This window comes from Variovorax boronicumulans (assembly GCF_030812215.1).
GTDB lineage: Bacteria > Pseudomonadota > Gammaproteobacteria > Burkholderiales > Burkholderiaceae_C > Variovorax > Variovorax boronicumulans_C.
This window is the reverse complement of the sequence record NZ_JAUSSG010000010.1, coordinates 261,831-275,491: the sequence shown is the minus strand read 5'-3', so window position 1 is coordinate 275,491 and position 13,661 is coordinate 261,831. Positions and strand designations below refer to the sequence as shown.

The 13,661-nt window shown below is 67.5% G+C and carries 13 protein-coding genes; 6 read left to right on the top strand and 7 right to left on the bottom strand.

Annotated features, from left to right (window positions below; translation table 11 throughout):
• The first annotated feature begins 15 nt into the window (after positions 1-15).
• Complete coding sequence (locus J2W23_RS25480; protein WP_176657064.1) at positions 16-1,005, top strand: acetamidase/formamidase family protein; 990 nt, start codon at positions 16-18, stop codon at positions 1,003-1,005.
• A 4-nt stretch (positions 1,006-1,009) separates the two neighbouring features.
• Here J2W23_RS25480 and moeA read toward each other — a convergent pair whose 3' ends face one another.
• From moeA to J2W23_RS25455, 5 genes are all read right to left on the bottom strand, one after another.
• Positions 1,010-2,326 (bottom strand): molybdopterin molybdotransferase MoeA, encoded by a 1,317-nt coding sequence (gene moeA, locus J2W23_RS25475; RefSeq protein ID WP_307650728.1) that lies wholly within the window; start codon positions 2,324-2,326, stop codon positions 1,010-1,012.
• Positions 2,323-2,979, bottom strand: coding sequence for a molybdenum cofactor guanylyltransferase MobA (mobA, locus tag J2W23_RS25470; RefSeq protein ID WP_176657066.1), 657 nt, complete (start codon positions 2,977-2,979; stop codon positions 2,323-2,325). Before mobA ends, moeA begins: the two co-directional genes overlap by 4 nt.
• Complete coding sequence (moaA, locus tag J2W23_RS25465; protein ID WP_307650727.1) at positions 2,976-4,139, bottom strand: GTP 3',8-cyclase MoaA; 1,164 nt, start codon at positions 4,137-4,139, stop codon at positions 2,976-2,978. Before moaA ends, mobA begins: the two co-directional genes overlap by 4 nt.
• Before the next feature lie 57 nt (positions 4,140-4,196).
• Positions 4,197-5,480 (bottom strand): serine hydrolase domain-containing protein, encoded by a 1,284-nt coding sequence (locus J2W23_RS25460; RefSeq protein ID WP_307650725.1) that lies wholly within the window; start codon positions 5,478-5,480, stop codon positions 4,197-4,199.
• 86 nt (positions 5,481-5,566) lie between these two features.
• Complete coding sequence (locus tag J2W23_RS25455; protein ID WP_307650724.1) at positions 5,567-6,271, bottom strand: hypothetical protein; 705 nt, start codon at positions 6,269-6,271, stop codon at positions 5,567-5,569.
• Between the two features lie 191 nt (positions 6,272-6,462).
• Between J2W23_RS25455 and J2W23_RS25450 the strand changes: the two genes are divergently transcribed.
• The gene (locus tag J2W23_RS25450) at positions 6,463-7,107 is read left to right on the top strand and encodes a superoxide dismutase (protein ID WP_307650723.1); all 645 of its coding nucleotides are present in this window, start codon (positions 6,463-6,465) and stop codon (positions 7,105-7,107) included.
• Positions 7,108-7,118: 11 nt separating this feature from the next.
• Positions 7,119-8,048 (top strand): ZIP family metal transporter, encoded by a 930-nt coding sequence (locus tag J2W23_RS25445; RefSeq protein ID WP_307650722.1) that lies wholly within the window; start codon positions 7,119-7,121, stop codon positions 8,046-8,048.
• Positions 8,049-8,171: 123 nt separating this feature from the next.
• On the opposite strand, the gene J2W23_RS25440 is transcribed toward J2W23_RS25445, so the two are convergent.
• A complete protein-coding gene (locus J2W23_RS25440) occupies positions 8,172-9,605 on the bottom strand; it encodes an aldehyde dehydrogenase family protein (RefSeq protein ID WP_307650721.1) in 1,434 nt (477 codons plus the stop codon).
• Positions 9,606-9,660: 55 nt separating this feature from the next.
• On the bottom strand, positions 9,661-10,224 hold the full coding sequence (locus J2W23_RS25435) for a peroxiredoxin (protein WP_307650720.1): 564 nt from the start codon (positions 10,222-10,224) through the stop codon (positions 9,661-9,663).
• A gap of 116 nt (positions 10,225-10,340) precedes the next feature.
• Between J2W23_RS25435 and J2W23_RS25430 the strand changes: the two genes are divergently transcribed.
• The 3 genes from J2W23_RS25430 to J2W23_RS25420 are packed head-to-tail and all read left to right on the top strand — an operon-like array spanning position 10,341 to position 13,659.
• Positions 10,341-11,930, top strand: a complete 1,590-nt coding sequence (locus J2W23_RS25430) for a phospholipase D family protein (RefSeq protein WP_444875752.1) — start codon at positions 10,341-10,343, stop codon at positions 11,928-11,930.
• A 9-nt stretch (positions 11,931-11,939) separates the two neighbouring features.
• Positions 11,940-12,722, top strand: a complete 783-nt coding sequence (locus J2W23_RS25425) for a sterol desaturase family protein (RefSeq protein WP_307650719.1) — start codon at positions 11,940-11,942, stop codon at positions 12,720-12,722.
• Positions 12,706-13,659 carry a fatty acid desaturase family protein gene (locus tag J2W23_RS25420; protein ID WP_307650718.1) on the top strand — a complete coding sequence of 318 codons (954 nt, stop codon included), beginning with the start codon at positions 12,706-12,708 and terminating at the stop codon, positions 13,657-13,659. The genes J2W23_RS25425 and J2W23_RS25420 overlap by 17 nt, the downstream gene beginning before the upstream one ends.
• Positions 13,660-13,661: the final 2 nt, after the last annotated feature.

The following is a 13,661-nucleotide window of genomic DNA, read 5'->3' as shown; positions in this document are numbered from 1 at the left end:
CAAGGAGAAGACCCGATGAACTGGCTCGACCAATCGATCATGCACACCCGAGGCCTCGGCCGCGGGCGCAGCGTGGACACGCACGAACTCACCGAGGCGAAGCAGGGAAAATTTCACTTCACCATCGGCCCCTACACCGAGCCTGTACTGACGGTGAAGCCCGGCGACCGCATCGTGGTGGAGACGCGTGACGCCTTCGACGGAAAGGTGAAGACCGAGCAGGACCTGCCTTCGAAGGTGCTGACCATGCCCTTCGTGAATCCGCAGAACGGGCCGATCATGATCGAGGGCGCCGAGCCCGGCGACACGGTCGCGGTGCACATCGAATCGATGGCGCCGCGCGGGCCCAATCCGCGCGGCACCTGCTGCATGATCCCGGACTTCGGCGCGCTCAGCGGCACGGCCTTCACCGCGCTGCTGAACCAGCCGCTGCCCGAGACAGTGCGCAAGATCGACGTCGATGAAGAGGGCGTCTACTGGAGCAAGCGCGTCACCTTGCCCTACAGGCCGCACATCGGCACGCTCAGCTGCTCGCCCGAGATCGACTCGATCAACAGCCTCACGCCCGACCAGCACGGCGGCAACATGGACCTGCCCGACATGGGGCCCGGCAGCATCACCTACCTGCCGGTGCGCACGGCCGGCGGGCGCCTCTTCATCGGCGATGCGCACGCCTGCCAGGGCGATGGCGAGGTGTGCGGCACGGCGGTGGAGTACCCGAGCCTCACGACGATCCGCGTTGATCTCATCAAGGGCTGGAGGCTCGAATGGCCGCGGCTGGAGACCGAGGACATGATCATGGCGATCGGCAGCGCCCGTCCGCTGGAGGACGCGACCCGCATCGCCTACAAGGAACTCATTCTCTGGATGGAGGCGTCGTACGGCTACGACCGCTGGGACGCCTACATGATGCTGAGCCAGTGCGGCAAGGTGCGGCTCGGTAACTTCGTGGACCCGAAATACACGGTGGGCGCAGGCATCTCGAAACAGTACCTGGCGCCCTGAACCGCTAGATCACGCCCTCGAAGAGCATCACGTCGACTTCTTCGCCGGCGGCGACGTGGCCCTGGTCGTGATGCAGCACCACGAGGCCGTTGGCCTCGACCATCGAACTCAGCACGCCCGAACCCTGATTGCCCGCGACGCAGACCTCGGGCAGTGAACCCGCCACAGCCTTCACGAAACCACGCTGGTACTCGGTGCGACCCGGCTTCTTGCGGATGGGGCCGCTGCTGCGTGCGCGCAGCAGCGGCGGCGGTGCCGAGGCCGCATCGTGGCAGCCCATCATGCGCAGCAGCGCGGGCCGCACGAAGGCGAGGAACGTGACCATCACCGCCACCGGATTACCGGGCAGGCCGAACAGCACGGCAGGGCTCCTGGCCTCGCCCCCGTCACGCGGAATCAGGCCGACGGCCAGCGGCCGGCCCGGACGCATCGCGACGTGCCAGAAGGCCATCTCGCCGATCTGCTGCATCACCTGGCGCGTGTGGTCTGCCGCGCCCACGCTGACGCCGCCGCTGGTGACGATCGCATCGGCTTCGCTTGCAGCCCGCTTCAACGTTGCCGCCAACGTGGCGGGATCGTCGTGCACGAGGCCGAGGTCGATCACCTCGCAGCCCAGGCGCGCGAGCAGGCCGAACACGGTGTAGCGGTTGCTGTCGTACACCGCGCCTTCGCGGGGCGGCTCGCCGATGCAGAGGATCTCGTCGCCCGTCGAGAAGTACGCGACGCGCAATTTCCGCAACGCCGGCACGCCCGCCAGGCCAAGGCTTGCGACCATGCCGAGGGCGGCGGGCGAAAGCCGCTCGCCGCGCTTCAGCGCAGGCTGGCCCTTCATCAGGTCCTCGCCGGCGAAGCGGCGGTTGTCGCCGCGGCGCAGCACCCGGTCGGGGAAGCTCACGATGTCGCCTTCGACCCGGCAGAACTCCTGCGGGATCACGGTGTCCAGGCCAGCCGGCATCATCGCGCCGGTCATGATGCGCACCGCATCGCCCGCAGCCAGCGCGCCGCGCCAGGCCGCACCGGCGAGCGCGGTGCCCACCACGCGCAGCTTGATGGAATGGTCGGTGGGGGCGTCGGTCGGGAGGATCGCTCCATCGAAGGCATAGCCGTCCATTGCCGAGTTGTCGTGCGGCGGCACGCTCACGGGCGAGACGATGTCTTCGGCCAGCACGCGGCCCAGGGCGTCGCGCAGCGAAACACTCTCCTGCTGTGTGACGGCAAGGGGCGCCACCAACTGGGCCAGCGAGACCTGGACCGCATCGACGCTCAGCGTGTCGGTGTCATGGCCAGGCAGAGCGGCGGCGATGTCGGCAAGGCTGCTCATCGATTCTCGAGTGCTTGCAATTCGGCGAGCGTGTTGGCGTTGAAGAAGGCGTCGGGCGCATCGCCGGGCCGGTCGAAGGGAACGAACACGGTGCGGTGTTGCGCGGTCCATGCCTGCACCTTGCGACCGCCGGCTTCGGTGAAGCGCATCAGGCTTTCGTGCAGATGGGTGCGCAGAAGGCAGAACACGGGCTGCGGGCGCAGCACCGGCGCCGTACCGCCTTCGGTATCGGGTGCGGTGACCATCGCGATCTCGGCATTGCCGGCTTCCAGGGCTTCGGCCAGACGCGCTGCCAGGTCGGTCGGAAAGCGCGGCGTGTCGCAAGGCACGGTGAGCAGGAAAGGCGTCTCGCAGTTCTCGAACCCCGTGAGAAATCCCGCGAGCGGCCCGGGGTAGTCCGCCAGGCTGTCGGTCAGCACCGGAACGCCGAAGGCTTCGTAGGCCGCCAGGTTCCGGTTGGCATTGATCAGCATCTGGCCGACCTGCGCGCCCAGGCGCAGCACCGCATGCAGGGCGAGCGGCACGCCGTTGAAGTTCTGCAGGCCCTTGTCGACCCCGCCCATGCGGGAGCCGCGTCCGCCGGCCAGCAGCAATCCGGTGATGTCGGCGGGCGCGATGGCGGGGTGCGTGGGCATGGCGGCAGTCACCGTCATCCGCCGATGTAGCTCATCTCGACGCGGCGCGGCGCCTTGTCGCCGGCATCGCCGTGCGCAGCGTCGTCGGGACCGCGCAGGGCGCGCAGCTCGGAGTAGCGGTCGGCCCGGCCCTGCCAGATGTGGCCGATGGCCGAGGAGATGTCGTCGTCGCTGGCGGCGCCGCGCAGCAGCGGGCGCAGGTCGTGGCCGGCGCTGGCGAAGAGGCAGAGGTACAGCTTGCCCTCGGTCGACAGACGCGCGCGGCTGCAGTCGTGGCAGAAGGCCTGGGTCACGCTGCTGATCACGCCGATCTCGCCACGGCCATCCGCATAGGCCCAGCGCTGGGCGGTTTCGCCGGGGGTGGTGGCTTCGAGCGGCACCAGCGGAAATTCTTCTGCGATGCGCGCGACGACGTCGGCCGAGGGCAGCACCTCGTCCATGCGCCAGCCGTTGGTGGCGCCCACGTCCATGTATTCGATGAAGCGAAGCACCACGCTACCGCCGTGGTGCTCGCGGAAGTAGCGCGCCATCGGCAGGATTTCCTGCTCGTTGGTGCCGCGCTTGACCACCATGTTGACCTTGATGGGCCCGAGGCCGGCGGCCTGCGCCGCGTCGATGCCGGCCAGCACGTCGGCCACCGGAAAGTCGACGTCGTTCATGTGGCGGAAGACCGCGTCGTCCAGGCTGTCCAGGCTCACCGTCACGCGCTGCAGGCCGGCGGCCCTGAGCGCGGCGGCCTTGCGTGCGAGGAGGGAGCCGTTGGTGGTGAGCGTGAGTTCGAGCGGTGCGCCGTCGGGCGTGCGGATCTCGGCCAGCTGCTCGATCAGCGCCTCGATGTTCTTGCGCAGCAGCGGCTCGCCGCCGGTGAGCCGGAGCTTGCGTACGCCGTGCGCTGCGAACAGGCGGGCCAGGCGCGTCATTTCCTCGAAGCTCAGGAGCGCGCTGTGCGGCAGGTACTTGTAGTCCTTGTCGAACACATCCTTGGGCATGCAGTAGCTGCAGCGGAAGTTGCAGCGGTCGGTCACGCTGATGCGCAGGTCGGTCAGCGGGCGGCCCAGGCGGTCGTGCAGCCGGCCCGTGGCGGGCACGGCGATGTCCGGCACGGCCACGGCGGGTGGCGTGCGGCCGATCTGCGAGATCGGGATGACGGTGCTGTGGCTGCTGCTGCTGTTCTTCATGGCTTCGAGGGGAGGGCCCGATTTTGCGCCAGGCCTCAAGAGCCTGTGAGCAGCAGGCTACTTGATCACCGCCGCATAAATCATGTCCCGGGTCAAGGATCTGTAATGTGTCCGGTATTTCGGCGACTGCAGCATCAGCACGACGAACATCTCGTTCTTCGGGTCGACCCACATGTAGGTGCCGCCCGCGCCGCCCCAGTTGTATTCGCCGCCGGCCGAGGGGTAGGGCGCCTCGCCGTCGTTGCGGCGCACCGCGAAGCCCAGCCCGAAACCGTAACCCGGTCCCGGCAGGTAGAGCGGGCCGGGGGTGATGCCGGCGCCCGCGTTGGAATGGTCGGCGGTCATCAGCGCGATGGTGCGCGGGCCCAGGTAGCGCTTGCCGTCGAGCGAGCCGCCGTTCAGCAGCATCTGCAGGAAGCGCGCGTAGTCGCCGGCCGTCGACACCAGCCCGCCGCCGCCCGATTCGAGCTTGCGCACGATGCGCGGGTCGTTCAGGTCGGCGCCCACGCCGAAGCTGCGGTCGGTGGGCAACGGCTCGGCAATGCGCGACTGGCGGGCCGGCTCGGGCACGTAGTAGGTGGTGTCCTTCATGCCCAGCGGATCGAAGAGGCGCGCCTTCTCGAACTGGTAGAGCGACTGGCCCGACACCACCTCGATCACGCGGCCGAGGATGTCGGTCGACTGGCTGTAGTCCCAGGTGGTGCCCGGCTGGTAGGCCAGCGGCAGCTTGGCCAGGCGCTGCGAGAACTCGGCGTTGGTCGGGTCGTTGGCGCCCAGGCCGGCCGCGTTGTAGGCCTGCTTGACCAGGCCCGGCCCGAAGAAGCCATAGGTCAGGCCCGAGGTGTGGCGCATCAGGTCCTGCACGGTGATCGGGCGGCGCGCGGGCACGGTCTCGAGCACCGGCTTGCCGTCGGCGCCGAGCTTCTCGATGCCGACGGTCATGCTGGCGTACTCGGGCAGGTACGCCGAGATCGGGTCGTCCAGCTTCAGGCGGCCATCTTCCACCAACATCATCGCGGCCACAGAGGTGATGGGCTTGCTCATCGAGTAGATGCGGAAGATGCCGTCGCGCGGCATCGGCGTGCCTGCGGTCGCATCGAGCTTGCCGACCGGCTCGAACCAGGCCACCTTGCCCTGGCGGGCCACCAGCAGCACCGCGCCGGGGATCTTGCCGGCGGCCACGTCGGCCTTGAGCACGTCGGTGAGCATCTGCAGGCGCTCGGTCGACAGGCCGACGCGCTCCGGGGAGGCGGTCGGCCGCGACTGCGCGGCCGCCAGCAGCGGCATCGCCAGGCCGAGGCCGAGCACGGCCGTGCGCAGGGTGCGCTTGAAGAAGTTCATGGTGTTGTCTCCGTCCTTTTGTCGTTGATGGAAGGCTGGCATGACGGTCTTGGCGCCGTCTCCGGAAGTCTTGTTCGCGAGGCTGGCTAGCCGCGGCAGAGCTTCAGGTTCGTGCGGGTTGCGCGGACCACGGGCAGGATGTCCTCGGCGTCGGCGGGCGGGTAGTTGTCCTTCACGCCCTGGTCGGTCCGCGCGGCGTCCTCGGCCAGCGGCTCCAGCGTCTTGAGGCAGCCCGCGCGGTCGCCGAGCTTGAATTGGGTCAAGGCCAGGTCGTTGCGCACGCGGCCCGTGGTGATCCAGTCGAGCGTCTTGCCGCACTCGCCGAGCACGGGGGTGAGGGTGGTCAGGGCGGCGCTGTAGTCCTTGGCGTCGTACTGGCGCTTGAATGTCTTGCGCGTGGCGGCCACCGCCTTGTCGGCGCAGGCCGGCGTCGGCTTGATGAAGATGCCCTCGAAGGAGGCGCGCATGCCGCAGCTCTGGCGACAGTCGTCGGAGCCGTTCGTGGCGACCTCGACGTTGCCGCCCTTGAGCGTGAAGCTCACCACGCAGCCGGTGTCGTCGATCTTGGCCTTGCCGCGCGCGATGGTGCCGTCCAGCGTGCACATGTGGGCATTCGAGCCGACCGTGGTGATGTTGAAGCGTCCGTTGGGCTTGACCTGCAGCGACCCACCGCCGCCTTCGTAGATGTAGTCGCCGGCCGGCGGTGTGGCGAGTTGCGCACAGGCGACGCCGGCACCGAGGAGCAGCAGCAGGAAGGTCGACACGAGGGGCAGGACGCGGTGCAGTTTCATCGGTGCAAAGCCTTTCGAAGGACGCGGGGCAGTGTATCGGGCTCGTCGCGGAAGCCGTCCGATTTGGCTTGTTTGCAGCATGTCGAGGTGTGATGTCTTGACGTCGCCAATGCGAATTACTATCATCTGCGTGCCTGAGTACGCACACGTCGACAACGCAAAGGGCTCTTTCAATCAAGGAGCTTCCGACCGTGCCGTACACCCTCCCAGCCTTGCCCTATGCCTTCGATGCGCTCGAACCGCACATCGACGCGCAGACGATGGAAATCCACCACGGCAAGCACCACCAGACCTATGTGAACAACCTCAACGCGGCCGTCAAGGACACGCCGCACGAGGGCACGCCGGTCGAGCGACTGATCGTCGACATCGAGCAGTTGCCCGAGGCGCTGCGTGCGCCGGTGCGCAACAACGGTGGCGGCCATGCCAACCACAGCCTGTTTTGGACCGTGATGGCGCCCGCCGGCCAGGGCGGCGGCGGAACGCCCACGGGCGATCTCGGCAAGGCCATCGATACCGACCTGGGCGGCTTCGACGCGTTCAAGGAGGCCTTCACCAAGGCTGCGCTTACGCGCTTCGGCAGCGGTTGGGCGTGGCTCTCGGTCGCCAGGGACGGCAAGCTCGCGGTGGAGAGCAGCGGCAACCAGGACAGCCCGCTGATGCGCGATATCGGCTCCGGCCACACGCCGATCCTCGGGCTGGACGTGTGGGAGCACGCCTACTACCTCAAGTACCAGAATCGCCGTCCCGAATACATCGCGGCGTTCTACAACGTGGTGGACTGGGCCGAGGTGGCCCGGCGTTACGCCGCCGCCGTTGCGGCCACCGGCAGCTGAGGACATCGCCCATGAACGACGAGCCGCAACACCCGCAGGGCACGGTCGCCACGGCCCGGTCGAGGCCGACGCCCTCGGTGCGCGAATGGATCGGGCTGGCCATCGTCACCGCAGGCGCGCTGGCGCTGGCCTCGCAGTTCTGGCAGTTCGTGCGGTCCGATCCGGTGGTGTGGAACGCATTGCTCGGCGGCTCCATGGCCGCGCTGGCAACCGCGCTGGGCACGCTGCCCGTGGTGTTCTCGCAGAAGCTGCCCGAGCGGCTGCAGGACACTCTTTTCGGTTTCGGCGCCGGCGTGATGCTGGCGGCCTGCGCCTTCTCGCTGATCATTCCCGGCCTCGACGCGGCGAAGAACATCGGCGTCTTCGGCGGCGGCAGCTGGGCTGCGGGCGGCGTGATCGGCGCGGCCATCCTGCTGGGCGGGATCGTGCTCATGGTGATGGACCGGGTGCTCCCGCACGAACACTTCATCAAGGGGCGCGAAGGGCAGTCGGCAAAGCAACTGCGGCGCACCTGGCTCTTCGTGTTCGCGATCGCGCTGCACAACGTGCCGGAAGGCTTGGCCATCGGCGTGGGCTATGCGGGCAACAACGGGCTGCGCGCCGACGCACTGGCCACCGGCATCGCGATCCAGGACGTGCCGGAGGGGCTGGTGGTTGCGGTCGCGCTGCTGGCGGCCGGCTACAAGCGCTGGTTCGCGGTCGTGATCGGCATGGTGTCGGGGCTGGTCGAGCCGCTGGGCGCCGTGTTGGGCGCGGCCGTCGTTGGCCATTCGGCACTGCTGCTGCCGTGGGGGCTGGGTTTCGCGGCGGGCGCGATGCTGTTCGTGATCAGCCACGAGATCATTCCCGAGTCGCACCGCAAGGGGCACGAAGCCTTCGCGACGAGCGGGCTGATGCTCGGCTTCGTGCTGATGATGTTGTTGGACACAGCGTTGGGGTAAGACTTTCCCCGTCTCCTTCGTGGGACACCGCGGAACCGGCTTTGCCGGGCCGCTGGTGTCGCCCCCGGCGAGGGGGTTGGCGAAGCGACACGAAGTGCGCGTAGCCTGGGGGAGAGCCTATTGCTAGCCGTGCTTGACGGCGACGGTCTTGAGCGTCGTGAAGCCGTACAGCGCCTCGAAGCCCTTTTCGCGGCCGTAGCCTGACGACTTCACGCCGCCGAAAGGCAATTCAACCCCGCCGCCCGCGCCGTAGTTGTTGATGAACACCTGCCCGCTGCGCACGCGCCGGGCCATGCGGAACTGGCGCGAACCGTCGGCGGTCCACACGCCGGCAACCAGGCCGAACTGGGTGGCGTTGGCCAGCGCCACCGCCTCGTCTTCGTCGGCAAACTGCATCGCCGCGAGCACCGGGCCGAACACTTCTTCCTGCGCCAGGCGGTGGCCGACCGGCACGTCGCGCAGCAGGGTGGGCGCCTGGTAGAAGCCGGTCTCGGGTGCTTCCTCGACAACGACGCCCTGCGCCACCATCGGGATGCCGGCATGTTGCGCGTCGCTCAAAAAGTCCCACACGCGCTGCTGCTGCGTCTGGCGGATCAGCGGGCCGACATCGAGGTCCATGGCCGCGGGGCCGACGCGCAGGGCTTCGAAGGCGTGGCCGAGGCGCTCGAGCAGCGGCTCGTAGATGGCGCGCTGGATCAGCACGCGCGAACCGGCCGAGCAGGTCTGGCCGGCGTTCTGCACGATGGCGTTGATGACGACTGGAATGGCCGCATCGAGGTCGGCATCGGCAAAGATGATCTGCGGGCTCTTGCCGCCCAGTTCGAGCGTGACCGGGCAATGCCGTTCGGCCGCCACCTGCTGGATCAGCGTGCCGATCTTCGGGCTGCCGGTGAAGCTGATGTGGTCGATGCCTTCGTGCCGCGCGAGCGCATCGCCTACCTCGTGGCCGTAGCCCGTCACGATGTTGAGCGCGCCGGCCGGAAAACCGACCTCGGCCGCGAGCTGCGCCACGCGGATCAGCGAAAGGCAGGCGTCTTCAGCCGGCTTCACCACGCATACGTTGCCCGCCGCCAGCGCACCGCCCACGCTGCGTCCGAAGATCTGCATCGGGTAGTTCCACGGAATGATGTGGCCGGTGACGCCGTGTGGCTCGCGCCAGGTGAAGACGCTATAGCCGTCCTGGTAGGGGATGGTCTCGCCGTGCAGCTTGTCGCAGGCGCCGGCGTAGAACTCGAAGTAGCGCACCAGCGCCGCCGCATCGGCACGTGCCTGCTTGACGGGCTTGCCGCAGTCGCGCTGCTCGATCAGCGCGAGCTCGTCGACGTGCTCGGCAATCTTCAGTGAGAGCTTGTAGAGCAGGCGGCTGCGGTCGGCGGCGCTGACCTTGTGCCACACGCCTTCGAAGCAGTCGCGCGCGGCGCGCACGGCGGAGTCGATGTCGGCGGCATTGCTGCGCTGGATTTCGTCGAAGGGCTGGCCGTCGGAAGGATCGATGACGGGGAGGGTGCGGCCGGAGGAGGACGGGACGCCGGCGTTGGCGATGTAGTTGAGCTGCATGGGGCGGGATTTTGCGCGATGCACGCCAAACCCGCGGTCCAGCGGCTGGCTTGCCTTACTTCGCCGCCGTGGCTTTCGGCAGCGCCCGCACCGCATTCAGCATGCGCTCCACATGCTTGTCCGGATTCAGGTTCTGGTAGTAATAGGCGACCTTGCCGTCCGGCGAGATCACGTACGACAGCCTGTTGGCGAAGTCCGGGCGGGTCTGCATCAGCGCGTCGAAGCCGTTGATCACGGTCTTGGCTTCGTCCGAGGCCACCGGAAACCGGCTCTGACAGGACTTGACCGAGAACTTCGACAAGGTGTCGATGTCGTCGGCCGAAACGCCGATCACGCTGGCACCCAAAGCCGCGAACTGATCCACCGCCTCGGCGAAGGCGTGGGCTTCGATCGAGCAATCGTTGGAGTCGGCCGCCGGAAAGAAGTACAACACCACCGGTCCCTTGGCCAGCGCGTCGGCCAGCGAATAGCGGAAGGTCTTGCCGCCCAGCGCGGCGTTGGCGGTGAACTTGGGTACGGGGTCGCCGATGTCCAGGGCCGCCCAGGCGGGGTGTGCGAGAGCGCCAAGGGCGGCTAGGGCCGTCGTCAGCGCGATGCGTGAGAGGATCGAGCGGGCCATGATGTAACTCCGTGCAGGTGTGACGCGAATTCTAGGACGGCGCACCTTTCGGAGAAGCGAAATGAAACTGCCGCACCCCGGCCAGCGTATTCATGGCAGCGACTGAAAAACGAAAGATGGAAATCATCATCATGAACGGCTGGGATCGACTTCTGCGCATGGCGTTCGCGGGCCTTCTTCTGGCCGTGCTCGCCGCCTGCGGCTCGCTGCCGCCGGCGAAAGATCGCCCTGCCGAACACGCCGCCTTGGCCGACCCATCGACCAGGCTTGCCAGGATTGCGGCCGCTTCCACGCCGCCGGGAGAGCATTCGGGCTTTCGGCTGATGCCGCTGGGCGTCTATTCGCTCGACGCGCGCATCCAGCTCGCGCAACGCGCGCAGCAGTCGCTGGTGGTGCAGTACTACCAGCTCGAGAACGACGCCGTCGGCCGCCTGCTGCTGCGCACGCTGCGCGAGGCCGCGGCGCGGGGCGTGAAGGTGCGGGTGCTGGTGGACGACCTCTACACCGCCAGGAGCCAGCAATTGCTGCTGGCGCTCTCGGAAACGCCCAATGTGCAGGTGCGGCTCTACAACCCGTTCTGCTGCGGCCGCAACGGTTTTCTCTCGCGTCTTGTGGCCTCGCCCTTCGAGATCGTGCGGCTCAACCACCGCATGCACAACAAGCTTTTCATCGCCGATGGCACGATGGCGGTGGTGGGCGGCCGCAATATCGCCGACGAGTATTTCGTGCTGAGCGAGGCGCAGAACTTCATCGACATGGATGCGCTGGTGGTCGGCAAGGTGGTGCCGCAGCTCGAATCCATCTTCGATGCCTACTGGAACAGCGTGCAGGTCTGGCCCATTGCCGACATCGTGAAGGGCGAGGGCGGCCGCACGCCCGGCAGCGCCGAGTTCGACGACTGGATCGGCATGGCTGCGCCGCCGCCGAAGATCGTGCTGCCGCCGTCCGACATCCTGGGCTATGGCCCGATCGCCGAAGAGCTCGATGGCGGCCGCATGGGCCTCCTGTGGGGCGAGGCGCGCGCCATCGCCGACCCGCCGACCAAGCCCGAGACGATGACGGCCGATGAAGCGATCTCCACGAGCGTGACGATGAAGGTCTGGGGGCTTCTGATGGACGCCAAGACCGAGGTCGACCTGACCTCGCCGTACCTCGTGCCGGGCGAACGCGGCATGGCGGCATTCGACGATCTGGCCAAGCGCAAGGTCAAGCTCACGCTGCTGACCAATTCGCTCGCCGCCAACGACGAGCCGCTGGTGCACACCGGCTATGCGCGCTACCGCGAGCGGCTGCTGCAAAGCGGCGCCGACCTGTACGAGCTGAGCCCGCAACGCACGAGCAAGGGCGAGCGCTTCGGCATGTTCGGCAAGTCGCTCGGGCGGCTGCACGCCAAGACCGCCGCCATCGACAGGACGCGCATCTTCATCGGCTCGATGAATCTCGACCCTCGCTCGGCCAGCCAGAACACCGAGATGGGGCTGGTGGTCGACAGTCCGCAGTTGGCGCGCGAGATGCTGCGCATCATCAACATCAGCAAGCTGCAGAACTCCTACCGCCTGCGGCTGGCCAAGGACACCGGCACGCTGCAGTGGCTGACCAACGACGGCGAGAAAGAGGTGATCCTCACCTCCGAGCCCGAGTCAGGGTTCTTCCAGCGCTTCTACAACCGGCTCATCGCCCCGATCGTTCCCGAGATGCTGTTGTAGCCTCGGGGGATGGCGCAGACCTTCACTTCACTGCCCGCCCTGCAGGTCATGCTGTGGGGCTTGCTTTTCTTCGGCGGCATCTACCTGGGCTTCGGCGCCATCACCTGGCTGCTGACGAAGCGGGTGCTGCCGGCGCTGGGCATCGGGCGGGTGCTCGATCCGCGGCCATTGCAGCCGGGGCAGTTGCGGCGGGAGCTCGGGCAGTCGGGCATCTCGGTGCTGATCTTCGGGCTGGGCATGGTGTTTCCGTGGGGCTTGCTGCAGCTGGGATGGGCGCGGCTCGACCCGGATGCAGGATGGCGGCAGATCACTGTCGAGATCCTCGTGCTCGCGGTTTGGAACGACGTGCATTTCTGGATCAACCACCGCCTGCTGCACACGCGGCTGCTGCGCCGCTTTCACGGGCCGCATCACCGCTCGTTCGTCACCACGCCATGGGCTACCTACAGCTTTCACCCGATCGAGGCGCTGATGCTCGGCAACGTGATCCTGTTGCCGATGGTGGTGCACGACTTCAGCTTCTGGTCGCTGGCAGCGGTGCCGGTGTTCAGCTTGTTCTTTAACTGCGTCGGGCATTCGAACTACGACTTCTTCACCGGGGTGTCGTACAGCCACTGGTTCGCGGCGAGCCGCCGGCACCATCTGCACCACGCCTGCCACAACGGCAACTACGGCTTCCAGTTCACCTTCATGGACCGGCTGTTCAGGACGCGCATCGCGGCGGACGCGGCCGAGCCGCACTTCCAGGCCTTCCGGGACAAAGAGGCGCGGCGGCATGGCACGCCTGCCTGAGACGCCGTTGCGCCGCCTGCCGCGCCTTCGCCATTGGCGCGACTGGCAAAGCCTCGCGTACCTCGTCGCGCTGCCGGCGTTGGTCGCGTGGCAGTGGGTGCACGGCTTCAACGCGCTGCTCTATGCGCTGATGCTTTTCCTCACGCTCGGCGTCGGCGTGATCCACCACAACCACGTGCACCTGCGCATGTGGCGCGGGCGGCGCATGAACCGGCTGACCGATTTCTGGATCACGCTGCTGCAGGGCCATCCGACCTTCGTGTTCTGGCCCGCGCACGTTGCCAACCACCACCGCCACCGGCATGGACCGAAAGACGTGGCACGAACCTACCGATTCGGCGGCGACACCAACCACCTGTGGGGCTACCTGCTGCATCCGTTCCAGGCGGTCTGGGTGCTGATGCCGGTGTTCGTCGGCTGGCTGGCGCGGCTGCGGGTACACAAGCGCGGTGCGTGGCACTACTGCATCGCGCAGTACGCCGTTTGGCTTGCGAGCTGGGCCGTGCTGCTGGCGGTCGATTGGCGCAAGGCCTTGCTCTTTGTGATCGTGCCGCAGCTGCATGGCCTGCACTGGCTGCTCGCGACCAACTACCTGCAGCATGCGCACGCCGATGGCCGGAAGGCGCCGCGCAACGCTGCGGACCAGGGAGCACCGGGCGATACCGCCGGTGGCCGATTGAACTACGCACGCAATTTCGAAGGGCTGGTGAACCCGTTGCTGTTCAACATCGGCCTGCACACCGCACATCACGAGAACCCGCATGCCCATTGGTCCGAGCTCACGCACCTGCACCGTACGCGCTACCGCGCGCAGGTCAATCCCGTGCTCAACGAGGGCGGGCTGGTTCCCTACATGGCGCGGGTCTTCGTGCTGGGGACCGTGTGGCCGCGTTTTCGCAGCCGCTCGCTGATGCCTCCCGATTCCTCCACTCACTGAAC